General features: G+C 61.3%; 21 protein-coding genes, 1 other RNA gene and 1 pseudogene. 8 read left to right on the top strand and 15 right to left on the bottom strand.

Features of this window, described 5'->3' with window-relative positions; genetic code table 11:
* Positions 1 to 240: 240 nt before the first annotated feature.
* The 3 genes from NVV72_02995 to NVV72_02985 all read right to left on the bottom strand — a co-directional run bounded on the left by NVV72_02995 (position 241) and on the right by NVV72_02985 (position 3,367).
* On the bottom strand, positions 241 to 627 hold the full coding sequence (locus NVV72_02995; GenBank protein MCR6658344.1) for a hypothetical protein: 387 nt from the start codon (positions 625 to 627) through the stop codon (positions 241 to 243).
* A 319-nt stretch (positions 628 to 946) separates the two neighbouring features.
* Positions 947 to 2,014 (bottom strand): DUF2807 domain-containing protein, encoded by a 1,068-nt coding sequence (locus NVV72_02990; protein ID MCR6658343.1) that lies wholly within the window; start codon positions 2,012 to 2,014, stop codon positions 947 to 949.
* Between the two features lie 306 nt (positions 2,015 to 2,320).
* Positions 2,321 to 3,367 (bottom strand): helix-turn-helix domain-containing protein, encoded by a 1,047-nt coding sequence (locus NVV72_02985; protein MCR6658342.1) that lies wholly within the window; start codon positions 3,365 to 3,367, stop codon positions 2,321 to 2,323.
* A 272-nt stretch (positions 3,368 to 3,639) separates the two neighbouring features.
* Here NVV72_02985 and NVV72_02980 point away from each other — a divergent pair.
* Positions 3,640 to 5,155, top strand: a pseudogene (locus NVV72_02980) (aldehyde dehydrogenase family protein).
* Between the two features lie 75 nt (positions 5,156 to 5,230).
* Here the strand turns inward: NVV72_02980 and NVV72_02975 are convergent.
* The 4 genes from NVV72_02975 to NVV72_02960 all read right to left on the bottom strand — a co-directional run bounded on the left by NVV72_02975 (position 5,231) and on the right by NVV72_02960 (position 8,799).
* The gene (locus tag NVV72_02975) at positions 5,231 to 5,851 is read right to left on the bottom strand and encodes a hypothetical protein (GenBank protein ID MCR6658341.1); all 621 of its coding nucleotides are present in this window, start codon (positions 5,849 to 5,851) and stop codon (positions 5,231 to 5,233) included.
* Positions 5,848 to 7,161: a M48 family metallopeptidase gene (locus tag NVV72_02970; protein ID MCR6658340.1), complete on the bottom strand. Its 1,314-nt coding sequence runs from the start codon at positions 7,159 to 7,161 to the stop codon at positions 5,848 to 5,850. The genes NVV72_02975 and NVV72_02970 overlap by 4 nt, the downstream gene beginning before the upstream one ends.
* 118 nt (positions 7,162 to 7,279) lie before the next feature.
* Positions 7,280 to 7,987 carry a hypothetical protein gene (locus tag NVV72_02965; protein MCR6658339.1) on the bottom strand — a complete coding sequence of 236 codons (708 nt, stop codon included), beginning with the start codon at positions 7,985 to 7,987 and terminating at the stop codon, positions 7,280 to 7,282.
* A 212-nt stretch (positions 7,988 to 8,199) separates the two neighbouring features.
* Positions 8,200 to 8,799: a DUF4142 domain-containing protein gene (locus NVV72_02960; GenBank protein MCR6658338.1), complete on the bottom strand. Its 600-nt coding sequence runs from the start codon at positions 8,797 to 8,799 to the stop codon at positions 8,200 to 8,202.
* Positions 8,800 to 8,916: 117 nt separating this feature from the next.
* On the opposite strand from NVV72_02960, the gene ssrA reads away from it, so the two are divergent.
* Positions 8,917 to 9,273: a transfer-messenger RNA gene (gene ssrA, locus NVV72_02955) on the top strand.
* Positions 9,274 to 9,485: 212 nt separating this feature from the next.
* Entirely contained in the window at positions 9,486 to 11,567 is a 2,082-nt protein-coding gene (locus NVV72_02950; GenBank protein ID MCR6658337.1) for a family 43 glycosylhydrolase, read from the top strand.
* 11 nt (positions 11,568 to 11,578) lie between these two features.
* Here NVV72_02950 and NVV72_02945 read toward each other — a convergent pair whose 3' ends face one another.
* Complete coding sequence (locus tag NVV72_02945; protein ID MCR6658336.1) at positions 11,579 to 12,931, bottom strand: globin-coupled sensor protein; 1,353 nt, start codon at positions 12,929 to 12,931, stop codon at positions 11,579 to 11,581.
* Between the two features lie 224 nt (positions 12,932 to 13,155).
* Here NVV72_02945 and NVV72_02940 point away from each other — a divergent pair, with 224 nt between their 5' ends.
* The 4 genes from NVV72_02940 to NVV72_02925 all read left to right on the top strand — a co-directional run bounded on the left by NVV72_02940 (position 13,156) and on the right by NVV72_02925 (position 17,085).
* Complete coding sequence (locus tag NVV72_02940; GenBank protein ID MCR6658335.1) at positions 13,156 to 13,704, top strand: ClpXP protease specificity-enhancing factor SspB; 549 nt, start codon at positions 13,156 to 13,158, stop codon at positions 13,702 to 13,704.
* Positions 13,705 to 13,848: 144 nt separating this feature from the next.
* A complete protein-coding gene (locus tag NVV72_02935) occupies positions 13,849 to 16,155 on the top strand; it encodes a beta-lactamase family protein (GenBank protein MCR6658334.1) in 2,307 nt (768 codons plus the stop codon).
* 44 nt (positions 16,156 to 16,199) lie between these two features.
* Positions 16,200 to 16,943, top strand: a complete 744-nt coding sequence (locus NVV72_02930) for a DUF72 domain-containing protein (GenBank protein MCR6658333.1) — start codon at positions 16,200 to 16,202, stop codon at positions 16,941 to 16,943.
* Positions 16,915 to 17,085, top strand: coding sequence for a DUF72 domain-containing protein (locus tag NVV72_02925; GenBank protein ID MCR6658332.1), 171 nt, complete (start codon positions 16,915 to 16,917; stop codon positions 17,083 to 17,085). Before NVV72_02930 ends, NVV72_02925 begins: the two co-directional genes overlap by 29 nt.
* Here the strand turns inward: NVV72_02925 and NVV72_02920 are convergent.
* The 6 genes from NVV72_02920 to NVV72_02895 all read right to left on the bottom strand — a co-directional run bounded on the left by NVV72_02920 (position 17,075) and on the right by NVV72_02895 (position 22,713).
* The gene (locus NVV72_02920; protein MCR6658331.1) at positions 17,075 to 17,368 is read right to left on the bottom strand and encodes a RusA family crossover junction endodeoxyribonuclease; all 294 of its coding nucleotides are present in this window, start codon (positions 17,366 to 17,368) and stop codon (positions 17,075 to 17,077) included. The two genes, NVV72_02925 and NVV72_02920, sit on opposite strands and share 11 nt — an antisense overlap.
* Before the next feature lie 59 nt (positions 17,369 to 17,427).
* A complete protein-coding gene (locus tag NVV72_02915) occupies positions 17,428 to 18,240 on the bottom strand; it encodes a peptidylprolyl isomerase (GenBank protein MCR6658330.1) in 813 nt (270 codons plus the stop codon).
* Complete coding sequence (locus NVV72_02910) at positions 18,237 to 19,502, bottom strand: cytochrome P450 (GenBank protein ID MCR6658329.1); 1,266 nt, start codon at positions 19,500 to 19,502, stop codon at positions 18,237 to 18,239. The genes NVV72_02915 and NVV72_02910 overlap by 4 nt, the downstream gene beginning before the upstream one ends.
* Before the next feature lie 68 nt (positions 19,503 to 19,570).
* Positions 19,571 to 21,847: a UvrD-helicase domain-containing protein gene (locus tag NVV72_02905; protein ID MCR6658328.1), complete on the bottom strand. Its 2,277-nt coding sequence runs from the start codon at positions 21,845 to 21,847 to the stop codon at positions 19,571 to 19,573.
* Positions 21,848 to 22,107: 260 nt separating this feature from the next.
* Complete coding sequence (locus tag NVV72_02900; GenBank protein MCR6658327.1) at positions 22,108 to 22,356, bottom strand: ribbon-helix-helix domain-containing protein; 249 nt, start codon at positions 22,354 to 22,356, stop codon at positions 22,108 to 22,110.
* A 159-nt stretch (positions 22,357 to 22,515) separates the two neighbouring features.
* The gene (locus NVV72_02895; GenBank protein MCR6658326.1) at positions 22,516 to 22,713 is read right to left on the bottom strand and encodes a DUF4169 family protein; all 198 of its coding nucleotides are present in this window, start codon (positions 22,711 to 22,713) and stop codon (positions 22,516 to 22,518) included.
* A gap of 370 nt (positions 22,714 to 23,083) precedes the next feature.
* Between NVV72_02895 and NVV72_02890 the strand changes: the two genes are divergently transcribed.
* On the top strand, positions 23,084 to 23,482 hold the full coding sequence (locus NVV72_02890) for a YccF domain-containing protein (GenBank protein ID MCR6658325.1): 399 nt from the start codon (positions 23,084 to 23,086) through the stop codon (positions 23,480 to 23,482).
* A gap of 6 nt (positions 23,483 to 23,488) precedes the next feature.
* Here the strand turns inward: NVV72_02890 and NVV72_02885 are convergent, their stop codons facing one another.
* Entirely contained in the window at positions 23,489 to 24,331 is an 843-nt protein-coding gene (locus NVV72_02885) for an MCP four helix bundle domain-containing protein (protein MCR6658324.1), read from the bottom strand.
* Between the last annotated feature and the right edge of the window lie 52 nt (positions 24,332 to 24,383).

Genomic DNA, 24,383 nt, shown 5'->3' with positions numbered 1-24,383 from the left:
TTATGCGTGTGGTTGCGCGGGTTGGGAAAATTTCCGAAAATCGAGCGGTAATTTCGGATGAAATGTGTGCGGCAGGCTGTCGCACCTGGCCTGTTTATGAGCACCGACGAGACTGGTTTCCTATGGTCGGGGGCGCAACATATGACGGACGCATCCTTTGGAACGCATTTTCGCAGGCAGATGCACACGCCCCTCACCCGGTCGCCTTCACTTCGTTCGGCTCCCGTCCTCTCCCCATCGTCATGGGGAGAGGGGGAAAGGAACCGGTTTCACCGCGGATAAGGGGGCATCCGTGCGGACGTGGCGCTCCTGTGCGGCCTGCAGCCGTCGCTGGTGGCGGTTTAGCGGTGGTGGGGTGGCTATGTCAGGCGTGCGGTTGTCATCCGGCACGGTTGGCGCCACGTCCACGGGCTCGGCCATTGGCTGCCGTCCGGATTTGGCGGTTGGCGTCGGCCATAGCTGGGTGAGCAGGCGGTCAATCACCATCAGGGTGCGGGCGGCGCGCATAATGTCAGACAGGGTCTGCGGCGCGGGCGTGGCGTCCAGCGCGGCGATCAGGCGTTCGGCGCGGCGGCGCAGGTCGGGGCGGTGAGGGTGCGCCTGTATCTGTGTCTCTATCTGTGTCATGGGCATAGCCTATCCCATGGCTGGATTATGGGGATAAGTTGCCTGAGTGTGGGGCCGCGGCCTAAAGAAAAAAGGGAGGCCACAGATTGCACAGATGAAGACAGATTAAGAAAGGAAGGCGATTGGTTTGTGCCTGGTTTTCCGGATGTGCCAGGGCCTGCCTGTTTGAGCGCTTTGCGCTCTTTAATCGGCTGAGCATAGGCACGGATTTCCGGGGAAATTCTGGCTTCCTTAATCTGTGTTCATCTGTGCAATCTGTGGCTTCCCCTTCTTAAATAAAACCTTGCCACAGACTGCCAGTCGTCGGCCGGGGATAAATTCAATGCCCGATGTGCATTTCGCCGGAGCCGACCACCTTGGTAACGACCGCGCCGGTCGCCTTCATGATGCTGACATCGCCGGAACCGTTGGTATCGACATTGACCGTGTTGGTGATACCGCCATAGCTGACATCGCCGGAGCCCGATCCCCGCAGAACGAAGGCGGGCACCTGGCCGCCGGCGATCGAAACATCACCGGAGCCGGAAATATCGAGATTGACCGGTCCCCCGACGCGCTGGACGGCGATGTCGCTGGAACCGTTATTGACGACGCTTAAGCCCCCCATGATATCGCCGAGCGTCAGGTCGCCGGAGCCATTGAGCTGGACCTTCAGCGCGCCGCTGCGCTTGATGCTGACATCGCCGGCGCCCTGGTTTTGCAGGGCGGTCGTGCCGCTTTGCTCGACATTGAAATTGCCGGAGCCGGTCAGGACGGCCTGGAGATTGCGCACCGTGCCGAGATTGATGTCGCCGGACCCCATATTGTCGACAATGCTGTCGCCGGCGCTGGCCACCGAGATCCGGCCCGAGCCGCTGTTGATGATGTTGAGCGGGCCGGCCACGGGCTCGATGGCCCATTCGCCGCCGCCGTTCATGATGAAGTCCAGGCTCTTGCTGGGCGCGACGCGGCCGAAGGTATAGGCCGAATCCTTGACCACGGCATTGGCCGGCACGCGGACAAAGACCAGCGGCAGGTCGGAGACATTGACCAGGCCGATGCCGGCGATATGGACCTTGCCATTGCGCGCCGAGACCTGGTCATCGTCATTGACATTGATGCGGAAGCTGAAATTCGGCTGGCGGCCCGAGCTGAGGTGGCCATTGAGCACGGTGGTGGAACCGCGCTGCGAAACCATCAGGGTCGGCACCTTCACGCTGCCGTAACGGACGCGGATATCGATATCGCTGCGGTCTTCCGGCGTGACGACGACGCGGGCGACCATGTCGCGCAGTTCGATTTGCGGGCCGTCGCTCAGAAGGCGCAACTGGGCGGCGGCGCCGGTGGCGACCAGCAGGGCCATGAGACTGGCCGCGCCAATGGCCGGGTAAATGATTTGGGTACGCATACTAAACCTCCAAAGGCTGCGGCATTTGTCCTGTTCACTGTCGCGGTATAGGAAGCGCCAGAACAGGGCTGTTGCGTTGAGCCGAAGCCGGAAAACATCGATCTGTAGCGATCGAACTTGACGCTAAAGTGAAGGAAGCCCCCCCCGAAATCAAATTAAAAGGGGTTCATGAATGAGATGTAACCGTCGAAGCGACATTTCTTGCGCTCAAGTGCCGCGCGGGCTTACCTCGCATCAGCTCGGGCGCGCAGTCGCGCTTGCCAAATTTCACGAGAAATTTGGAGGTTCCTGTCAGGAGAGCCTGTGTTAAATGCCCTGTATCCGCCGGTAAATCGTGCTGCGGTGGATGCCGAGGTGGCGGGCGGCGGCGCTGACATTGCCGCCGTGGGCTTCCAGTGCCTGGCGGATGCTGGAAAGTTCTATGTCTTCCAGACTCTGCTGCGGGGCGGTACTCAAGGTCGGGCCTGCGCTTTCACCCTCGAACTGGGCGAAGAAGTCGCGGCCGTCCTGCGCCCTCAGGCGGCCGGAAGCCAGATGGGCGACGCGGGTATCGAAAATCTCCTCGACATGAAGCTGGTCAAGGCCGTCCCAGGTGCGCCCGACGAGAGACAGGCCGCGCCGGTTGGCGGCCACCACTATGCCGTCCTTCAGCACCAGTATACCCTCGCGGGCGGCGCCCAGCAGGTTGGGGTCGGTCTGGAAGCGCAGGGTGCGACAGCCATCGAAACCGTTGCGGAAGAGGCGGTGCTCGATCTGCTCCACGGCCATGCGCACCATGCCGAGCACATGGCCGCTCTGCTGGGTGGCCGGCACCGAGATATCAAGCACGCCAAGCGTGGCGCCGCGCGGATCGATGATGGGCGTGGCCGAACAGGTCAGTACCTGATGGCTCTGGAAATAGTGTTCGCCGCCATTGACGACGACCGAGCGGCGTTCGGCCAGGGCCGTGCCTATGGCATTGGTGCCGGTGCCGTCCTCGCTCCATAATATGCCGGGCCTGAGCGCCACCTGGGCCGCCTTGTCGGCGAAGCCGGGGTCGCCCACGGCATCAAGGATTTCCCCCTTGGCATTGGTCAGGATAACGATGCCGGAGATTTCGCGCGCTTCGGAATAAAGCGCGTCCAGTTCGGGGCGCGAAATGCGGCGTAGAGCTTCGTGCTTTTCATGCAGCAGGCGGATTTCGGACGCCGTGGGCGCGTCTATGGCCGGGAGCGCTCGCTCATCCAGCCCCATGTCGGCGCAGCGTATCCATGAGCGCAGGATGGAATGACCGATCTGATCCACAGGCAGGCCCTTGCGCGCGAAGAAGACCTCGCGGGCTTTCTGGATTTGCGATGGCTCGGCAGCGGTCAACTCTATTCCCTGTCTTTAGGGAAAGAGAAAACCCTTTGGCTTGCTGATGCAAGCGCATTCGCCGTTTTCACGCCCATTTTGATGCGAAACCCGCCATCGGTGTCGCAAACTGCGACAGGCGTAAATATCATGTCGTGCGCCGCGACAGGCGGTCTGAAAAGCGCTCCAAAACCTGGTCGAGACCGCCTCATACAGCCACCTGACGCTTGTTGCTGCACCGCACAGGCGCGCAGCCTCGGGGCACAACAACCAAACAGGCAAGGAGACCCAACATGACCAAATTCGAGCGCATCATCGAGGCCGGCGCCCCCTTCAAGACACGCTACGGCAACTATATCGGCGGTCAGTGGATCGAGCCGGTGAACGGCCGCTACATGGACAACACCTCGCCGGTTAATGGCCGCAAGATCTGCGAAGTGCCGCGCTCTTCGGCGGAGGATATCGAACTGGCGCTTGATGCCGCGCACCGCGCCCGCGAAAACTGGGGCCGCACCTCGGTGACCGAACGCTCCAATATCCTGCTGCAGATCGCCCAGCGCATCGAGGACAATCTCGCCCTGGTCGCCGAGGCCGAGACCTGGACAATGGCAAGCCGCTGCGTGAAACCACCGCCGCCGATATCCCGCTGGCCATCGACCATTTCCGCTATTTCGCCGGCTGCATCCGGGCGCAGGAAGGCTCGATCGGCGAACTGGATAACGATACCGTGGCCTATCATTTCCATGAGCCCCTGGGCGTGGTCGGGCAGATCATTCCGTGGAACTTCCCGATCCTGATGGCGGCCTGGAAGCTGGCCCCGGCGCTCGCCGCCGGCAACTGCGTCATCCTGAAGCCCGCCGAACAGACCCCGGCCTCGATCCTCGTCGTCATGGAACTGATCCACGACCTGCTGCCGCCGGGCGTACTCAATATCGTCTCCGGCACCGGGCTGGAAGCCGGCGCGCCGCTCGCCCGCAGCCCGCGTATCGCCAAGATCGCCTTCACCGGCTCGACCGCCGTGGGCAAGGAGATCATGCGCTATGCCGCCGATAACGTCACCAACATCACACTGGAACTGGGCGGCAAGTCGCCGAACATCTTCTTCGCCGACGTGATGGCGGAGGACGACGCCTTCCTCGACAAGGCCATGGAGGGCTTCGCCTTCTTCGCGCTGAATCAGGGCGAGGTCTGCACCTGTCCGTCGCGGGCCCTGGTGCAGGAATCGATCTATGACCGCTTCATGGAACGCGCCATCAAGCGCGTCGAGGCCATTGCCCGGGGGATCCGCTCGATACCGGCACCATGATCGGCGCGCAGGCCTCGCAGGCACAATATGAAAAGATCCTGAAATATCTGGAGATCGGCCGCAACGAAGGCGCGAAGGTGCTGACCGGTGGCGAGGCCAGCCGTCTGGGTGGCGACCTTGATAACGGCTTCTATATCAAGCCGACCGTCTTCGAGGGCCACAACAAGATGCGCGTCTTCCAGGAGGAAATCTTCGGGCCGGTGGTCTCGGTCACCACCTTCAAGACGGTGGAAGAGGCCATCGAGATCGCCAATGACACGGTCTATGGCCCGGGTGCCGGTGTCTGGTCGCGTGATATGAACATGGCCTATCGCGCCGGCCGCGGCATTCAGGCCGGTCGCGTCTGGACCAACTGCTACCACGCCTATCCAGCGGGCGCGGCCTTCGGCGGCTACAAGCAGTCGGGCATCGGCCGCGAAACCCACAAGATGATGCTGGACCACTATCAGCAGACCAAGAACCTGCTGGTTTCCTACGCGCCGGGCAAGCTTGGCTTCTTCTGATCAGGCCGGCCTTTAACGAAAGCGCCTGCCTCTGATACCGGAGGCAGGCGTTTTTCTTGCGGCGGACCATACCGGTTACGGCAGTTTGGCACTGTCCATAATGGCGGTCACGCTGGCCAGGCTGGCAGCGTAATAGTGCTCTTCCGGCGCCAGATAGACGATGTAGTAGCTTTTGCCGTCCTTCGCCGCCGCCTGGGCCAGTCCGTGCATGTGCAGGCCCTCGGGCGTGCTGGCGGTCAGTTCAAAGCGCACCCCCTTGACGCTGCCGACAGACATCGGCTGCGGATTGCGGGTCTCGACCTTGTGATAATCGAGCGCCGCCACGGATTGGGAGACGAATTCCATCTGTTCGGAGAGCGACATGTCGCTCTTGCCGCGCAGGGTGGGCGTCGTTTTGGTATCGGGGCGTGCCGGATTGGCGATCAGCGGATCGTCGGGCGTCAGGCCCTCGGATATGTAGAGGCGGTTCAGTTGCAGGCCGTCAATGCTCAGCAGGCGGACCTTGGGGGCCGTGCTGCTCTTGAAGAGGGTCGCCTGCGAGAGGTCGGACCAGTTGCGGTCCAGCTTGACCGAATAGCTGGGCGCCACCGTATAGGCGCCGGTGGGTGCCGGGACCGGCGCGGTGGTGCAGGCGGTCAGGCTCAGGGCGGCGATGATGCCGGCCAGGGCCGGTCTGATCAGTGGGTTGATGGTCATGTGGTGGCTCCCCCGTTGGATGGTGCGGCTTCGGGCGCGGGTGCTGCGCCAGATACCGGTGGTGGCGTTTCGGCCGGCGTGGTCTTGGCTATGGTGTCGATTTCGTCCTGGATCATCCAGGCGTCGCTGGCCGTGGGCGCGGCGGCCAGATACGCCCTGTAGGCATCCTGCGCCTCAGTCGTCTGGCCGGCATGGCGGTAGACATCGCCCAGTTGGCGCCAGGTCTCGACCGGCGCGTCCGGGCTCTTGAGCGCCGCTTTATAGGCGGCCAGCGCCTGGGGCAGGTCGTCGGTATGGCCGCGCAGGCGCAGGGCCTCGCCGCGATAGAAGTTCAGCAGGCCGGCATCCTCGCCATCGACGCTCAGATGGTCGATCAGATACAGGGTCTGGCCGTAATCCTGGCGACGCAGGTCGTCCTTCAACCAGCGGCCCAGATAGGGGCGGACATGGGCGCGGTAGGCGGCGCGCGCCGCTTTCGCTTCCGCCACGTCTTGGGAGGCCAGGGCACCACCATGAAGCTGCCTGTCGAGCGCATTCAGCAGGGTGATGCGGTCGCTCTCCAGCGGGTGACTGCCGAAGACATTGGTGCGGGTGGGCAGGCGGCGCACCTTTTCGTAGTCCGATGCCTGGGTTTCCTCGATCATGCGTGTCCACAAGGCGGCGCCGGAACCGGTAAAGTAACCGGCCTTGTTTTCATAGATCAGGCCATAGGCATCGGCCTGGGCCTCGGTATCGCGCGAATAGCCCATCAGCACGGCGATGGTGCCGAGATAGGTGAGGTCGATCAGGGTGCCTGAGTAGCCGCCCACCGGCCGATAGGTGGTCCCGGCAGGCGTGGAGGCCGCGGCAGAGGCGGCCGCCGCGACGCCGATCACCAGCATGGCCACCATGGCGGCGTTCGAGCCTGACTTGACTTCCTGATAGCGTTTCAGGCCGTGCGAATGGCGAAAGTGCCCGGTTTCGTGGCCAAGGACAAAGGCCAGTTCATCCTCGGTCTCGCAGCGCAGCAGCAGGCCCGACCATACCTCGCCATAGCCATTGGGGCTGACGCTGGCATTGAAGAAGGGCCGGTCCATCACATACATGCGGATGTCGCCGGCAAATGGCCCGGCGACCCCGGCCTCGACGCCGGAGATATAGGCTTCCAAAGCCGGATCGGTGTCACGCTCGCCGGATGTTTTGGCTAACCGCTCGGCCTTGGCGCTGTCGGCCCAGATGCCGCCTTCCAGCGATTTGGGATCGGGTCTGGCGCCGGGAATGCGCTCGGGCATGTCCCTGTCGAGATTGGCGGCCGTTTGTTCCTGGGCCATGGCCGGAAGCGTGCCGACCGGAAGGGCGGCAGAGGCCGAGGCTGGCCTGGACCAGGGCTGTGGCGGCCCGGTTTATCCAGGGGCGCCGGCGGGATGGGGACATGAACATGACGCGCGCTTACAGCGGCAGGGTCTTGAACAGGTTATCGACCGCGGTGGCGGCGCCTTCCGGCGTGCGGATATCGGTGCCCATGCCCACCATGTTGAACTGATACCACACCACCTGGCCGGTTTTCAGGTCCACAAGGGTGGCGGTGATGAACTGGCCGCCCATTGGAATGGAGGCGCCGAAGGCAGCGGCGGCAATAAAGGCCGCGCCCCGGCCGCCGGAGGACCAGCTTCCCTTGCAGCGCACGAACAGGGCGTAGGCGGGCGGTGTGGCGGAATCAGCCGGCACCAGTCCGGCCGCGCCTTCACCAAGTGTCCAGTCGAAGGTGGTCTTGGTCGGCAGGGCCATGAGGCCGATATTCTGCGCGATCGAATCGGTCACGGCGTCGTTGAGCTTCAGCATCTGCTGATCCTGCGAATCCTCGTAGGCCGCCAGATCGGTCGAGGCCGTTGCGAATTTTTTGCCCTGCAGCGCCTTGGTCAGGCTGTCATTCAGATATTTGCGCGTATTCTGCGACCACTCTTCCTTTGGCTCGACGGTGCCGCCGGCGGTCAGCATCCCCAGCGAGACCTCAGGCATGACAACCAGGACCGGCGTGCCTTCGGCAGGTTTGGTGATTTCCACACGGTTGGCATAAACAGCCGCCTGGGCCAGATTTGGCGCAGCCGTCATGGCAAGGCCGAGCGACAGGACTGCCGCGGTCATCAAACGACGCATATCAGGATTTCCCCCTCAAAGATCAGGCACCGCCCCCGGCGCCATGTAAGGTAAGACTATATGGGTTTCGGTTCCGCCGCAAGATAAATTTCAAGGGTGAAATGTTTGAAAATCGTAACAAATCAAACGGTTTTCAGAGATTCCCATGCCGGCATGACAAGGCCCGCCTCCTGAGCGGGGACGGGCCTGTCACGGCTATTCCTTGCCGGCGCCTATTCCTTGAAAGCGTCGATCTTATCCTTGTGCGCCTGGAGGGTTGGCAGGGTATTGGTGGCGAAGGTTTGCAGGGCCGCATCCTTGCCGTTCTTCGAATAGTCGTCGAACAGGCTGACCGCTTCGGCATGGGCGCTCTGCTGAATATCGACATAGGCCTTGTCGAAGTCAGTGCCGGTCTTGGTAGCCAGGTCATCGAGCTTCTTCTGGTGATCGTCGTCGAGCGCGGCCGGCGGGGTCAGGCCGGAAGTGGCGGCGACGGCGGTCTTGAACTTGTCGCCGGCGGCGGTGTGGTCCTTGATCATCATTTTGGCGAAGGCCAGGACATCGGCGTTTTTCGAGGTCTTGACAGCCAGTTCGCTGGTCTTGATCTCGAACATATTGGCAATCGCCGCCTTGGTGACGAAATCCTGCGTCTTATTGGCGTCCATATCGGCGCCGATGCTGCTGACCGCCGCCGAGGCGTCGGCGACCACACTGGTGGTGGTTTCCTCGACCTTGTCGGTGGTGGTCTTGCTGCAGGCGGCCGGGCCACCAAGGGACAGGACGAAGATGGCGCCACAGGCGGCGGCGGCACGAAGATGGCTTGATCTGGACATGATGGAGTTCCTCAGCGTGGGTTTGGATGTCCGGAAGCTAGGGCAGGGCGCATAAATTTGCCCCGCGACTTCACGGGGCTGTGACAAAAATTCCATAAGGACGATTTTCCTGGCCACACTCTTCCCCTGGCCACGCGAAGCGCCTATATTGGAGATGTCGGGCTTAGGTTCGACTATGGGGATAAACGCCCACGTAATAAGCGAACTGGACCCGGGTGCGATTCCCGGCGGCTCCACCATCAATCTCAGGCTTAGAGATCATGGGGCCGATCAGCATCGACAGGCGTGTAAAGGTGAAGCTTTCCCTCAGTGTGAGGCTCTGTGATCGCCTCATTTTTTAACTGCGAACGATAACTTCGCTTCGGATCAAGCCATCGCTGCGTAATGCGGCCTGGTTAATCCAGCCTACAACTCCTGGGAAATAAGCCTCTCAGGCGGGGCCCGGCAGCCGCCTTGCAACAGAAGGCTGCCACCTACGCCTGGCGGTTAAGGCGCTTCCAATCTTAATGAAAAACTGGCCTAAAAAAGCACCCTCTCGTTTTTGCTATTCGGATGCCACGGCCGCGATATCAATTGTCTGACTAAATATTGGCGTCCCTATTGTTGACGCTGTCTCAGATATGGTATCACAGCGCAAAAAGGGAAAAGACGTCATGCGGCATGGGTTGAAATTTTCCGGAGCGGTCATGTCCGGACTGGCGTCATGCCTGGTGTTGGCGCTGAGTTTGCCGGCATCTGCGCTTACTCGTGACGCTCCGATGGTCAGTGCGTCCAACAGCTTGTCGAGCGCGACCTGGACGCCGGATAACGGCGACGGCACATTCACCAACCCTTTATTTTATGATGAATTTTCAGACCCGGACCTGATCCGCGTCGGCGACTGGTTCTACCTGACCGGCACCACTATGCACACCATGCCGGGCTTGCCAATTCTGCGTTCTAAGGATCTGGTCAACTGGGAATTCGTCGCCTATGCCATGGACAAGCTCGACCTGGGCCCGGCCTACCGGCTGGAGGACGGCGAAAATATCTACGGCCAGGGCATCTGGGCGCCGTGCTTCCGTTACCACAACGGCAAATTCTACATCTTCTCGAACGTCAACGGCCAGAACACCCAGATGTTCACGGCCGCCGATCCGAAGGGGCCGTGGACGCACACATCGATGAAACGCAGCTTTCATGACCTGTCCGTTCTGTTCGACGACGACGGCAAGGCTTATGTCGTCTGGGGGCACCAGGGGATGCACCTGGCCCAGCTTACGGACGACCTGACCGACATCGTGCCTGGCACTGAGCGCATCCTCTTCACCGATGACGCCGGGATGGGCGAGGGGGCGCATTTCTACAAGATCGACGGCAAGTACTACATCATCAGCGCCGAATATGCCGGCGGCTTTCGTATGCCGGCGGCGCGGGCCGATCATGTGCTGGGGCCTTACGAGGTCAATCGCGCGATCAGCCTGCATGAGGACTTCGGCATGGCGGCAGGCCCGCGCACGGGTTCGCCCAAGCCACCGTTCAAGTTCTGGGCGCCCGGCTCCGCTGCCAGTCATGGCCTGGCGATGCACCAGGGCGGCATCGTCCAGACGCCTGAGGGCGAATGGTGGGGCTTTTCCATGATGGATTTCAATTCTGTGGGCCGGCTGACGGACTTGTCACCGATCACCTGGAAGGACGGCTGGCCCTGGTTCGGCCTGCCGGGTAACCTGACGCGCACCCCGCGAACCTGGGTGAAACCGAAGACCGCCACGCCGCAACCGATCAGTGTGCCTTATCGGCGCAGCGATGATTTTTCGGCGCCGCAGCTCCAGCCCCTGTGGCAGTGGAACCATGTCCCGGTCGATGGTAAGTGGTCGTTGTCGGAACGGCCGGGCTTCCTGAGGCTTCACGCCCTGCCGGCGAACTCGTTTTATGAGGCGCGCGATACGCTGACGCAGCGGGCGATCGGGCCGATGTCGACGCCGACCGTCTTGCTCGATGTATCGAACCTGAAACCGGGCGACACGGCCGGCCTGGGGCTGCTCAATCTGCCCTATGCGACCCTTGGCGTCGACAAAAGTGCTGGGGGCGTCGAAAAAAGCGCTGACGGGCTCGATGTCGTCTTTTATGACCAGTTGCCCGACAAGACGGTGCGGGTGAAGATGACTGGAACGCGCATCTGGCTTCGGGCTGACTGCGATTTTCTCAACGAACGGGCGCGCTTCAGCTATTCGTTCGATGGAGTCACCTTTACCCCTATCGGTGATGAGGTCGCGCTGACCTACCAGACCTTCACCTTCCAGGGGGTTCGCTATGGATTGTTCAGCTACAATACGACCGGCGCCGAAGGCGGTTTTGCCGATTTCGACAGTATCGACGTTTATCAGCCGCATACCCACGGCCTGATGCGACCCATTCCCTATGGCCGATCGATCCGGCTGACCTCTTTTCACGCTTCAACCGGCTTGGCGGCCAGCCCTGCGGGCGTGACTTCGGCTGTTCCAACGCGGTTCGAGATCATTGATCGCAAATTAGGCCGCATAGCCCTGCGATCAGGCGGGCGCTATGTCACGGTCGGTGCGGATGGCGGGGTGACACTTGTGGCCGGCCAGTCCGGCCCGGCGCAAACCTTCCAGTGGATTGAAACGCCGACGGGGGAACTGGTGCTGATGTCACTGGCCACCAACCGCTTCCTGCGCATCGATCCGCAGACCGGGGATATCCGGGCCGACAGTCCGGGGCCGATGCCGGACGACAGCGACGGTGCGCGCTTTACCTGGTCGAAATAATGCGGGCGTCCTTACACTATGAAGCGGATCAAGACGCCCGCAGATTGATGAAGAACTGTTCGGCGTGGCGGGTCAGTTCGCCGGATTGCGCCGCCGAGGGATTGCGCGGACTCATCCACCGATTCCGTTGCCATCTGGGTCTGTTTCACGGCGCTGTTCAGGCTGACAATGTGCTCGGACAGGCTGGAAGAAGCGTCCGACACATGTTGGATGCTGGCGGCGATCTCGTTGGTGGCCGTGCTCTGTTCCTCGACGGCGGCAGCGATCGAGGTATTTGACGCTTCGACCTCGGTGATCGCATTGACTATGTCGCCGATCGAGGCGACGGCGCGATCCGTGGAGCCTCTGATCTCCTTGATGTGCTGAGAGATTTCGGTGGTGGCGCGGGCGGTCTGATCGGCCAGGGCCTTGACCTCGGTGGCGACCACGGCGAAGCCTTTGCCGGCGTCCCCGGCGCGGGCGGCCTCTATGGTGGCGTTGAGCGCCAGCAGATTGGTCTGGGCGGCAATGCCCTGGATCATGCCCAGAATGTCGCCGATCTTATCGACCGCGCCGGAGAGCTGGCCCACCTCGGCGCTGGAGGTTTCCGCCATATGGACCACGGACCGAATGCCGGTCGAGGCGCCGCTGATCTGGCTGCTGATTTCCTGGATCGACTTGGTCAGTTCCTCGGCGGCGGCGGCCACGGACTGGGAGTCCATCGAGGCGCGGCTGGCGACATCGGCCACGGTCTCCGAGGTCGATTGCGCGCTGTCGGCCACCTGGCCCAGGTCGCGCGAGGTCGATTGCAGGCTTGAGGACCGCTCGGAGACCTGACCGACAATGGTTTCGAATTCACCACGGAACTGATCGATCGCGGTTTCCGTTTTGCGCGCCTTTTCTATGATGGCGCCTTCGCTGGCCGCCTGGTAGGTGGAGATGGCGATATCGAGATCAAGAAATACCGCCTTGTTAACGGCGATGAGCGCTCTGGTCAGGGCTTTCGGCTTGAAACGATAGGCGGCGGTCAGGGTGGCCGTTAGTTCATCGAGCACGAACTGGTAGCCGGCAATGTACCATTTGGGCTCCAGACCGATGCGGTGATGTGTCTGGCCGATGCGCAGGGCGTTGTCGAAATAATCCTGGCTGAAACCGCTGGTGAACAGCATGTGCCAGTGGCGGCTCTGCGCGCCCTGCAGGCGGCTTTCGTGGGCGCCGACCATCGCCGCCAGGTGTGGCTCGCGCATGATATGGGCATAGAAGGCGGTCAGGATACGGGGCAGGGCGGGCGCGATGCGCGGCCAGACCTGTCGCAGCAGGGCGGTGTCCTCAGGCGTGATACGAGCGAAATCAAGACGATGCTGATAGGTGTCGCTGTTAGCCATTTCGAGGCACTCCTTACTATTACGTTTTTTATAAAAACGCTGATATCTGAGTTGCATTTACTCAACCAATGGTTAACCAAATGTTGTGAAAGAACCAAAATCCGTATCAAATATGTGGATATGGCTTTTTTGCCGCTTCACGGCAATTTGCGGTTTCGTTTTCAGACGGTCATGCTAAGGCTGAACGCAGCGCACAATACCAGTTTTGCAGAGGCTCCGAACGCATGTCCGAAGATCAGATGATCATCGACCAGATGGATTACGCCAACCTGACCCAGAACGCCCTGCGCGGCGTCATCAAGCAGGGGCTGCTGCGGGCCGCCTCGGTGGAAGGGCTGCCGGGTGAGCATCATTTCTACATCACCTTCCTGACCAAGGCGCCCGGCGTTTCGATCCCGGCCGATCTGCTGGCGCGCTATCCCTACGACATCACCATCGTATTGCAGCACCAGTTCCGCGACCTGCGCGTCACCGACGACTTCTTCCGCGTCACCCTCACCTTCGGCGGCGCGCCCAAGATCCTGACCGTGCCCTATAACGCCATCACCCGTTTCCACGATCCGCACGCCCAGTTCATGCTGGAGTTCGAGGTCGATGATCCGGCGGCCCTGTCTCAGGATCTGGACCAGGATCTCGGCGCGGGCGAGGAAATAGGCGATATCGTCACCGAACTGGCGCCGCCGGCGGAACGTCCCAAAAAGGACGCCGCAGCCCCCGAACCCGATGGTGATGCCCCCAAGATCGTTTCGCTGGATCAGTTCCGCAAGAAATAAGCGGGCAAACCGAAAAAGACGCTACGCCTGTCACCAGAATCGCCTAAATTCGCATAACAGACGAATGCGCGTTCCGGGATTGAATCGAAGATGGCTTTTCGGGGTTTCGTTCACAGATTTGGACCAAAGAGCAAAGCGGCGGCTGTGCTGCTGGCCTTGGGTCTGGTTTGTGGCGCCGCCGGCCCGGCGGTTACCCAGTCCACGCCGCCCACCGCCGATGTGAAGCCTGCCGCACCAGAAACCGTGCCAACGCCAGCGAGTACGTCGGCCAGCACGCCGGAGCTTGACCTCAAGCCCTACATCCCGACGCCGGCCTCCGAGGCAGCTTCTTCCAGCGCGGCGCCGGTAAGGCCGCGCCTGAGACCGAAGCCTGTAACGCCTGCGGCTTCGCCCGTGCCCGCGCCGGCGGTTCCGGCGAGCGGCCCGATTGGTTACCAGACAACCCTGCCCGGCGCCGTCGTTAAACCGGCCATGCCGATGGTGGTGACGTCCGCCCTGCCGCCACGCACGGCCGCGACTCCGATCAGCGCGGAGGACATCGAAACCTTCACCGACTCCGTGGTGCGCACCCTGATGCAGCGCGATCATGTGCTGGGCGCTACGGTCGCGGTGGTGCAGGGCAATACGCCGCTGCTGCTCAAGGGCTATGGCTATGACCGCCTGGCCCCCTTGCGCCGCGTCGATCCCAACAGTTCGCTGTTCCGCATAGGGTCGGTGACCAAGACCTTTACCTGGATCGTGGCCCGCCAGGAACTGGAAGCCGGCCGTATCCAGATGGACTCATCGATCGGTAATTACCTGCCGGCCGATGTCTACAGCGAGGACCGCCGGTTCAAGCCGATTACCCTGCGCGAGCTGATGGATCATACCAGCGGCTATGAGGATACCAGTCTGGGGCATCTGTTCCAGCTCAATGGTTCCCGCCTGATCGGCGCGGACAGCTATTTCCGTGTTCACCGCCCGAAGCGCGTGCGCCAACCTGGTGAATTTTCCGCCTATTCTAATTTCGGCGCGGCCCTGGCTGCGCGCGCGCTGCAGCAGACGGCGCGGGCGAAGGATGTGCCGACCCTGATGGAAACCCGCATCTTCCAGCCGCTTGGCATGACCCATACGTCCTTGCGCGAACCCTACAGCCCGCAAGGGCTCGATCTGGAAGACCTGCCGACACCGCTCTCGGCAGAACTGACGCAGGACTTGTCCGACGGTTTTGTCTGGGATGGCGCCACCTATGAGGCGCAGCCCTTCGAGCACGCCATTCCGCTCTCCGGTGCGCTTGGCGCCTCCTCGACCGCCCAGGACATGGCGCGGCTGATGGCGATGATGCTCGGCAATGGCCAGATCGACGGCATCCAGCTTTTCAATGCCGATTCCGCCAGTGCCTTCCGCCAGCCGCTGCTGAAAATGCCGGAAGGCTATAATGGCTGGGCATCGGGCCTGATGATACGCCAGGCGCCGGCGGGTTTCACCACCTATGGCCACGGCGGCGCGACCCTGTGGTTCAATGCCAATATGGTCATCGTGCCGGAAATGAACCTCGGCATCTTTATCGGCGCCAATACCCAGACCGGCGCGGCCCTGACTGCCAGCTATCCGAACCTGCTGCTCGATCATCTGAGCGGCGATACGGTCAAGCCGCCGCTGATGCCATCACCCGCCAATGCCTATGCCCAGCATCGTGACTATTACCGGGCGATCGCCGGGCAGTATGTCTCGACCCGCCGCGCCTATGGCGGCCTTGAAGGCGCCGTCACCCGCCTGCTCAATACGGTCGATATTACGGTCGACAGCGATGGCCGCCTGATCCTGACCACGCCGAACGGCCTGTCGGCCTTCGTGCCGGCCTCGGCTACCGGGTTTTTCACGCCGCAGGACGCGGAAGATTCTGGTCCGGCTTCGGCCACCGGCGGGCTGCATTTTCTGTTCAATGCCAATGGCACGAACGTAGATGGTTTCGAGACCGCCAGCAATGTGGCGCGCTATGAGCGCGTGGGCTGGTGGTATAATCCGTCGGTGGTGACCCTGCTGACGGCACTGATGATCGCCACCTGTATTTTTGTCTGGATCATGCTGGCCAAGGGGCCGGGGCGCAATGAGCACCCGACCGAGGAACAGGGCCGCGCCACGGTCATTTCGGCCTGCCTGTCGCTGCTGTGGCTGGCGGCCATCTTTATCTTCCACACCTGGCATGAGGCCCTGGCCGATAATCCCGGCAGCCTGTTCACCCACTGGCCGGCGGGGCAGGTGCGCCTGGCCTCGGCGCTGGCCTTCGTGGCCATGCTCGGCACCCTTTATCAGGTGGCGACCTATTATCTCGTCTACAGCGGCCGCGGGCGCTACGGCGACGACTGGCCGACCTGGCAGAAGGTGGCGCACGGCCTGATGCTGCTCTACTGGCTGTTCTATATCTTCATACTGACCATCTGGGGGGCGCTGGAACCCTGGAGCTGGTAGCAGTCATAATTGAAATCTGATGGTGGTGGTCCGATGCTGACGGCATGGACGGAAGCCCGACAGACAAACCAAAACGGTCGCCGGAAGAACGACGGTCACGAAAAGCCGAACGCCGGGCGAAGCAGCGCGCCGCCAACGCCCTGCGTGCGGAAAAGATGCACAAGGCCCGGCTGACTGATACCGAGACCAAGCCGGTCATTTCCAATCCGCCGGCGCTGAATGTCGCCTGTTCCGGCTGGTTTTACTGGGACTGGCGCGGCAAGTTTTACCCGACGCAGATGCCGACGAAAGAGTGGTTTCTATACTATATGGACCACTTCGACACGGTCGAGCTGAACGCGCCCTTCTATTCTTGGCCGACGGTCAATACGGTGAAAACCTGGCTCAAACAGGCCGAGGGGCGGGATTTTGTTTACACAGTCAAGGTCTGCGAACTGATCACCCATATCCGCCAATTCGAGGATGTGAAAAAACTGGTGGAGGACTTTGGCTATATCGCCGACATCCTGGGCGAGCGCATGGGCTGTTTCCTGTTTCAGTTTCCGGCCAGTTTCCACTATGCGCCGAAAAGGCTGGAGCGGATTGTGTTACAGCTCGATCACAGCCGGCGCAATGTCGTCGAGTTCCGCCATGAAAGCTGGTGGAACGAGGAGGTCTATGCCGCCTTTCGCGCCAAAGACGTCATCTTCTGTTCGTGCAGCGGGCCGAAACTGCCGGATGACATGATCCGCACGGCCGATGACGTCTATATCCGCTTTCATGGCCCGGAAAAAATGGTATCGCTATGACTATTCCGACGCCGAACTGGCGGATTGGGCGGCGCGGATAAAGGCCAGCGGCGCCAAACGCATCTGGGCCTATTTCAATAACGACTACGGCGCCAATGCCGTGCGCAATGCAGAAACCCTGAGGCGACTGCTTAGCGTTTAAGCGCGTAGACGCGGATATGTATCTGCTCGCGCTCGCCGGGATGACGCTCGACCAGCAGGCGGGCCACCTGGCTGTCATCATGGAAGACGAAGCCCTTGATGGCGTCGAGCAGGGCCTTGGCGAGGTTGTCGAGGTCCATCCACGGCGGATCACCGATATGCTCCATACGGATTTCGACGGCGTAATCGCCCCAGGCGGCGCGTGAACCGCGCCATTCCTTGCGGAAGAACTCATAGACCAGAGGCTTGTAATATTTGGCCTGGGTCGTCAGACCGTCGATCATGATCTCGATGCCATCGGGTGTTTCCCTTGCCCGGACCTTGCCTGACGTAATCCACTCCGTCACGGGATCACCCGCGCCGGTACAGTGAGGTCGCAGATCGAGAAATCGGCGCCTTTTGCCGCGCGGACCTGATCCGACAGGGATTTGAAGGCCGCACTGTCGGTTTTCAGGATCTCGATGCGCGGCGCCCTGGCCATATCCGCCAGCACCCGGACATGGATCATCGAATCCGGATGCGCGGGCGGCTCGCCAGAGGCCAGGGATTGCAGGACATCACCACCCGCGATCACCTGGCCGAACAGGGTATATTCATGATCCAGGCGTTGCGTGGGCGCCAGCATGAAATAGGTCTCGGAATTGGCGGAATCGACCGGCGTGTCGTCACGGCCCATGCCCATCGTGCCGGTGCAGTGCGTCGCCCAGGCATGTACGGCGTGATCCGGATTGGCGGACATACGGGTTTCATCGACCGAGATATAGGGCAAGGCGCTCATGAAGCCCTCATTAAGACCCGCCGGCCGCGCGACCACGGTATGCGTCACGGCGGCATTCAGCCGGAAGCGGAATTCCGGCTTGAGGTTGGGCAGTTCGGTCTTGCCGCTGTCGTGGTTGTTCGGGTTGCCGGTCTGGGCCACGAAGCCCGGAATGACGCGGTGGAACAGGAGGCCATCATAGGTGCCGCGCCGCGCCAGCAGCTTGACGCGCTCCACCGCCTTGGGCGCCACTTCCGGGTGCAGTTCGACGTACAGCCGGCCCTTTTCGGTGTCTATGACCAGCACATTCTGCGGATCGGCCGCCCGCCAGTCGGATTCCGCCGCTTGAAGCGGGGATGCCAGCAGGGTGGCCGTCAGCAGAAGTGCAGTGCGGATCATACGGTCGTGACGTCCAGCTTCGCCAGGCCGCGCACGCCGGGAACCACGCGCCAGTCGGGCGGGCTGTCATCGGCCTTGCGCAGGTTGGGGAAGCGTTGCAGCAGCTTCAGGATCGCCGTCTGGCCTTCGATGCGGGCCAGCGGTGCGCCGACGCAGATATGCGCGCCGGCGCCGAACGACAGGTGCGGATTGGGCCGGCGCGTAATGTCGAAGCGATGCGGATCGTCGATGCGGTCCTCGTCACGGTTGGCTGAAATCAGGCTGACCACCAGGGCATCGCCCTTGTGATAGGGGCAGCCGCCGGCTTTGCCATCCGCCTTGGCGAAGCGCGCCGAGAATGAGATCGGCGGCTCGTAGCGCAGGATTTCCTCGACCGCGCTGGTGATCAGCTTCGGATCAGCGAGAATGGCCCGACGGGCCTCATCATGGGTCAGCAACAGGTAGATGCCGTTGCCGATCAGGTCGGCCGTAGTCAGGTGACCGGCCACCAGCAGGGCGAACAGGTTGAACAAGATTTCATTGTCATCGATCGGTGCGCCATTGCCTTGCGCCGCCAGCAGGTCGCTGACCAGGTCGTTACGCGGTTCGGCGCGACGTGCCTCCATCAGGGCCTTGAAATGGCTCAGGATTCCGCGGCGGCCATCCAGGGCCAGCTTTTCCTGTTCGGCGGATTTGGTGGGGTCGAAGGCCAGTTGCCCGGCCTCGGTCCACACCTTCAGCGACTCGAACATCTCCGGCGGTGAGCCGAGGATCGTGCCCAGCACCTGGATCGGAATGCGGGCGGCATAGTCATTGACCGCATCGAAGCTATCACGACCGGCCAGGGTATCTATCTGCGCATCGATGATCTGCGCCACCAAACCTTGCGCGCCCGCCGCCCGTTTCAGGAAGGCTTCGGCGACGATGCCGCGCACTCGACCATGATCGGGATCATCGAGGGTCAGCATGGAATCGTGCTTGCCGAATTCGGCGGCCATGGCGGCATTCAGCCGGCGGACATTGGCGATGACCGGATTTTCCGGCGCCGCATCGTCGAAATTGCGCGACAGCGAGCGGTCCATCAGGCTTTCGCGGCCGACGCCATAGGCGCTGATCAGCATGGCCGGAATCATGCCGTCGTGCTCGACCGGGCGCTCACGGCGCTGCGGATCGAAGAGCGTATGCGGATCGGCGCGCATGGCCGGGTTCAGTTCGGAATATTCAAACAGCAGGAAGCGGGGAGGGGCAGGTTGTCTCGCGCCAGGATCTTGTGAATCGGGCATCAGGTTCTCCGTTGCCTCCGCGAGCGACGTACCCCCCGGTACCGTCTTCGCAGGTGCAAACCTCTTCCTTATGCCCGCTCAACGAAGCTGTCTATGACCTTTTTATCACCCGAGGTCTCAAAATTAACGATAAGCTTGTTGCCCTCGATCTCGACAATCAGGCCGTAGCCGAACTTCATATGGAAGACGCGCTCGCCCAGTTTGAAATTCTTGGCAGAGGGCTTGGTGGGCGCGGGCTGGCGGTGCGGGGTCGGGCGTGGCTTCGTCTCCAGCCGGCTCATATCGACGCCGCTGAGATCGCCGCCATAGGCGGGAGCAGCGGCTTTCTTGGTATAGTTCGGCTCGTAACCTGCGCGGTCCCAGCGGCTTTGCTGCGATTGCCAGCCCTGCGAGGCATAGCCGGTCTGTGAGGTGGCCTCGACGTTCTCGATCGGCAACTCATCAACGAAGCGCGAGGGTATCTGGTTGGTCCAGCGGCCATAGACCTGACGGTTGGCCACGAAGCTGATGCGCGCCTGCTCACGAGCGCGGGTGATGCCGACATAGGCGAGGCGGCGTTCTTCCTCCAGCGATTTAAGGCCGCCTTCATCCATAGAGCGCTGCGACGGGAAGATACCTTCCTCCCAGCCCGGCAGGTAGACGACCGGGAATTCCAGCCCCTTGGCGGCGTGCAGGGTCATCAGGCGGACGCTGTCGCCGCCATTGTCGCGCTCCAGGTCCATGACCAGCGAGACATGCTCCAGGAAGGCCGCCAGGTCGTCAAAGGCGGCCATTGAGTCGCCCAGTTCTTTCAGGTTATCGAGACGCGTCTGGCCGGAAGTCTTGTCGGCCCGCTGCATGTCGTAATAACCGCTGTCGGTCAGGATGGTATCGAGCAGGACATTGGCCTGCATGTCCTTGCTCAAATCCAGCCAGCGGTTAAAATCGCGCATGAAACCGACCAGCGGCGTCTTGGCGCGGGCGGGCAGTTCATCGGTCTGGATCAGGTCGCGCACGGCGGTCATAACCGAAACCCCGGCCAGTCGGGCCTGTTGCAGCAGCTTTTGCACCGTGGCGTCGCCGATGCCGCGCTTGGGCACATTGATGATGCGCTCGAAGGCCAGGTCGTCGTCCGGCGACTGGATCAGACGCAGGTAAGCGATGGCGTCGCGGATTTCGGCACGTTCGAAGAAACGCGGGCCGCCGACCACCGTATAAGGGATTTGCAGCATGACGAAGCGTTCTTCGAAGGCGCGCATCTGGAAGGAGGCGCGCACCAGAACGGCCATGTCCGACCACTTGCGCGGATTGGCGTCGCGGCTGCCCTTATGCAGGCGCTCCATGTCTTCGGCGACGAACTGGGCTTCGGCCGCGCCATCCCACAGGCCCTGAACCTGGACCTTGTCGCCGCCTTCCTGGTCGGTGAACAGGGTCTTGCCGAGGCGCGCCGTATTGGCCTTGATCAGGCCGGCGGCGGCGGCCAGGATATGCCGTGTCGAGCGGTAATTGCGCTCCAGCCGGATGACCTTGGCGCCGGGATAATCGCGCTCGAACTTGAGGATATTATCGACCTCGGCGCCGCGCCAGCCATAGATCGACTGGTCGTCGTCGCCGACGCAGCACAGATTGCGGTCGGCGTTAGTCAGGAGGCGCAGCCAGAGATACTGGGCGACATTGGTGTCTTGGTACTCGTCGACCAGCACATATCTGAACTTGCGGTGATAGGTTTCCAGAATGTCCGGGTATTTGGTCAGGATTTCGAGATTGTGCAGCAGCAGGTCGCCGAAATCGCAGGCATTGAGGATGCGCAGGCGGTCCTGGTACATCTGATAGAGCCTGACGCCGCGATTGCCGGCGAATTCCGAGCCCTCATCATTGCGCACCTTGTCCGGTGTCAGGCCCTTGTTCTTCCACTGGTCGATATGCCAGGCGAAGGACTTGGGCGTGTAGCGCTTCTGGTCGATGTTTTCCTGCTCGAAGATCGCTTTCAGCAGGCGCACCTGATCGTCGTCATCCAGGATATTGAAGCTCGATTTCAGCCCCACCAGTTCGGCGTGGCGGCGCAATATTTGCGCGGCGATCGAGTGGAAGGTGCCAAGATTTTGCAACCCCTCGGCCGAGGCGCCGATCAGTTTCTGCGCCCGTTCGCGCATTTCGCGGGCGGCCTTGTTGGTGAAGGTGACGCACAGGATTTCCCACGGCCGCGCCAGCCCCTGCGCCAGAATATGGGCGATGCGGGTGGTCAGCACGCGCGTCTTGCCGGTGCCGGCGCCGGCCAGCACCAGCACGGGGCCCTGCACGGTGCGGACAGCCGCCTCCTGCTCCGGGTTGAGGCCGGTGAAAAAGTCGGGACGGGCGGCAGCCATCTGGCTTATGCTTTGTGCGTTTTGGGGCGATGTGGTCATGGCCCTCAGTTAATCGCAGTTGCGGGCCGCGCCAAGTCCGAAATGGCCGTGAGCACCGGAATTGGCACAAAAAGTGAACGAGGGTGCAGCATCCCAAGTCCCGGCTCTGACATATCCGGGCTGCGGATGCCTCATTTAGCGTAACTGCGTTATTCCCCGGAGTTTAAAAATACCGCCGTTCTCAACTTTTCCGCGATACGGAAGTGAGGTTCGGCGGTTTCTCAGCCTTCGGAAGATTTTTTGCGCCGGGCCGCGCCGCCCTTGTTTTGCACATAGGCAAGGGCCGATAAACGGCAGAAGGAGGCCAGCAGGCTCTCCCCGCGTTTTGAGTCAAGCTCGGCTATCAGGGCGGCCAGGCTGATTCGACGGTCCTTCGAGATCGTCTCCAGAACCGCCCAGAATTCGGGCTCCAGGGCGACCGATGTGGCATGGCCGGCGAGGTTTACGGAACGTTTTTTTAGACCAGGCATTGTTTTCCTCCGATTTCATGAAGACATGCCTCCGCTTGGTGTGAAACGCCTGATGGGCCTCCGGCTTTCACTGGGGTCAGTTTATTCATGATGACCTCTGGTATTATTTAACCTCACACTGGTGAGTGAAGTTAATCTGGGGTCTTTTATTGAATGTCGTCAACCTTTTTTATTGTCAGCCTCGGTTGTGAGGCGTTTCTGTCCAAGTTTTTGCGCATCTCTTTTTTGCCTTAGCTTTTCCTGTTTTCTAACAGTGGTTGAAATGCCGTAGACAATACGATTTTCCTCGGCTTTGCTTTTTTCGTCTTGTTTTTTCTTGGCTTTTCTAACCTTGTTGAGGTTGATCAGGTCGGCCATGGGCATGGGGCTCCGGTAAAGACATGTTAAAATCCGGCTTTCGGATATCTCCAATTACCGTACCGTACTGTTCGGTTACTTGAGATTTTAATTCGCAAACTCAAGTAAACGAGGTGGGCGGGCCATAGTCTTCGCGCGCATTTTGAAGCGTTTTCAAGGTTTTCGCACTGCGGGTGCGAAGGCTATCAGTCTCGTTTAAGTATATGCTTCATGAGGGGCGGAGTCCATCGCACGGTTCTGTGATCACAGGTAACCGGGTGCGCGCGGATGGCTGGCTGCGGCAATCTCTTAAGTGACGGAAAATTAAGATGACGTTCGCGCCCGGACGGGCATACTGCACCCGCTATCATTCCAGCCCGGAGGCGCTTTCGTGACGCTGCTGCTCAACATCCTGTGGTTCATTTTCGGTGGCTTTATATCGGGCTGCCTGTGGCTGTTCGGCGGGCTGGTCCTGGCCTGCACCGTAGTGGGGCTACCCTGGGCTTTCGCCGCCTGGCGGATCGCCGGGTTCGTATTCTGGCCTTTCGGGCGTCAGATTGTGGACCGGGAAGCTCATACCGGCGAAAGCGACCTCGGCACGGGCTGCCTGGGCGTTTTCCTGAATGTCATCTGGTTCGTGTTCGCCGGCTGGTATATCGCCCTGTCGCATGTGCTGGTGGCCATTGCCGAAGCCGTGACCATCATCGGCATTCCGTTCGCCTTCAAGGACATCCAACTGGCGCAACTGGCCCTGGCGCCGATCGGCAAGATGGTGGTCGACAAGCCTTAGTCTGCGTTAGTCGAGAAGGATTTCTCTAAGCTTGAGTTCTTTCTCGTGTTCCTCGGCGGCCTTGGCAGCGGCCAACCGCTCAGCCTCCTGGGCGCGTTCCTTGAGCACGGCCAGGGCGCGCCAGACGGATGAGACCTCGTCCTGGCCGTCCGTTTCCTCTATGACCTGATCGTATTCGCCCTTGGAGGTCCGGATGATGGCCGAAGCCAGGTTGCGCAGCGGATCGGTGATGAAATGCGACACGATCCACAAAGACAGCGCCATGATGATGGCAATGCCGATTAAGGCGGTGAGCAGGAAATCGCTGGCGCGGCGCTTGTTGAAATGGTCGGCTTCGGCCTTTGCGGCGGCCAGATCCTTGCGGGTCTTCTGCACCAGGTTCTCGACCTGGACCTGGAAGCCGATGCGGTCATCCCGATTGCTGGTGCTCAGGGTTTCGGCGCCGGCGATATCGCCGCTCCTGGCCAGTTCGATGACGTGGCGGCGCAGGCTGATAAAGCGCGTGGCCTGGGCGGCCAGGGAATCAATCTGTGGCTTTTCGGCCGGCGTGGCTTCGATCTGCCATTGGTGGATGAAGCTTTCCATCTCGTTGAGATCGGCGGCCATATTGCCGAGGAAGCCGTCGCGCTGCTTGTCATCGACCGCTATATATATGCCGCGCGTTTCCATGACGACATTGCTGATCAGGTGGTTGAAGCGTTCGCCGCGCCAGGTGCTGTCATAGGCGTGGTCGTAGTCCTTCATCATGCGATTGTAATCGCTGATGGTCAGGAGGCCAAGGCCGGTAACGGTAAACGCCATCAGGGCGAAACAGCCGACCAGGATCAGAATCCGCGCGCGAATAGACACGACATACCCCTCCGTAATCTGCCGCTTTTCGCGGCCTTGTCAGGGATGCCGC

This window comes from Asticcacaulis sp. (genome assembly GCA_024707255.1).
Classification (GTDB): domain Bacteria; phylum Pseudomonadota; class Alphaproteobacteria; order Caulobacterales; family Caulobacteraceae; genus Asticcacaulis.
The sequence above is the reverse complement of the archived record's forward strand: the minus strand, read 5'-3'. Positions and strand labels throughout refer to the sequence as shown.

What these genes read in the sequence shown, in the direction of transcription:
- NVV72_02910 (MCR6658329.1), bottom strand. Translation starts at nt 19,502, where the DNA reads ATGCCCGATTCACAAGATCCTGGCGCGAGACAACCTGCCCCTCCCCGC.
- NVV72_02975 (MCR6658341.1), bottom strand. Translation starts at nt 5,851, where the DNA reads ATGACCATCAACCCACTGATCAGACCGGCCCTGGCCGGCATCATCGCC.
- NVV72_02925 (MCR6658332.1), top strand. Translation starts at nt 16,915, where the DNA reads ATGGCCCGGAAAAAATGGTATCGCTATGACTATTCCGACGCCGAACTG.
- NVV72_02950 (MCR6658337.1), top strand. Translation starts at nt 9,486, where the DNA reads ATGTCCGGACTGGCGTCATGCCTGGTGTTGGCGCTGAGTTTGCCGGCA.
- NVV72_02905 (MCR6658328.1), bottom strand. Translation starts at nt 21,847, where the DNA reads ATGGCTGCCGCCCGTCCCGACTTTTTCACCGGCCTCAACCCGGAGCAG.
- NVV72_02995 (MCR6658344.1), bottom strand. Translation starts at nt 627, where the DNA reads ATGACACAGATAGAGACACAGATACAGGCGCACCCTCACCGCCCCGAC.
- NVV72_02965 (MCR6658339.1), bottom strand. Translation starts at nt 7,987, where the DNA reads ATGCGTCGTTTGATGACCGCGGCAGTCCTGTCGCTCGGCCTTGCCATG.
- NVV72_02900 (MCR6658327.1), bottom strand. Translation starts at nt 22,356, where the DNA reads ATGCCTGGTCTAAAAAAACGTTCCGTAAACCTCGCCGGCCATGCCACA.
- NVV72_02945 (MCR6658336.1), bottom strand. Translation starts at nt 12,931, where the DNA reads ATGGCTAACAGCGACACCTATCAGCATCGTCTTGATTTCGCTCGTATC.
- NVV72_02915 (MCR6658330.1), bottom strand. Translation starts at nt 18,240, where the DNA reads ATGATCCGCACTGCACTTCTGCTGACGGCCACCCTGCTGGCATCCCCG.
- NVV72_02990 (MCR6658343.1), bottom strand. Translation starts at nt 2,014, where the DNA reads ATGCGTACCCAAATCATTTACCCGGCCATTGGCGCGGCCAGTCTCATG.
- NVV72_02960 (MCR6658338.1), bottom strand. Translation starts at nt 8,799, where the DNA reads ATGTCCAGATCAAGCCATCTTCGTGCCGCCGCCGCCTGTGGCGCCATC.
- NVV72_02970 (MCR6658340.1), bottom strand. Translation starts at nt 7,161, where the DNA reads ATGGCCCAGGAACAAACGGCCGCCAATCTCGACAGGGACATGCCCGAG.
- NVV72_02930 (MCR6658333.1), top strand. Translation starts at nt 16,200, where the DNA reads ATGGACGGAAGCCCGACAGACAAACCAAAACGGTCGCCGGAAGAACGA.
- NVV72_02895 (MCR6658326.1), bottom strand. Translation starts at nt 22,713, where the DNA reads ATGGCCGACCTGATCAACCTCAACAAGGTTAGAAAAGCCAAGAAAAAA.
- NVV72_02940 (MCR6658335.1), top strand. Translation starts at nt 13,156, where the DNA reads ATGTCCGAAGATCAGATGATCATCGACCAGATGGATTACGCCAACCTG.
- NVV72_02920 (MCR6658331.1), bottom strand. Translation starts at nt 17,368, where the DNA reads ATGATCGACGGTCTGACGACCCAGGCCAAATATTACAAGCCTCTGGTC.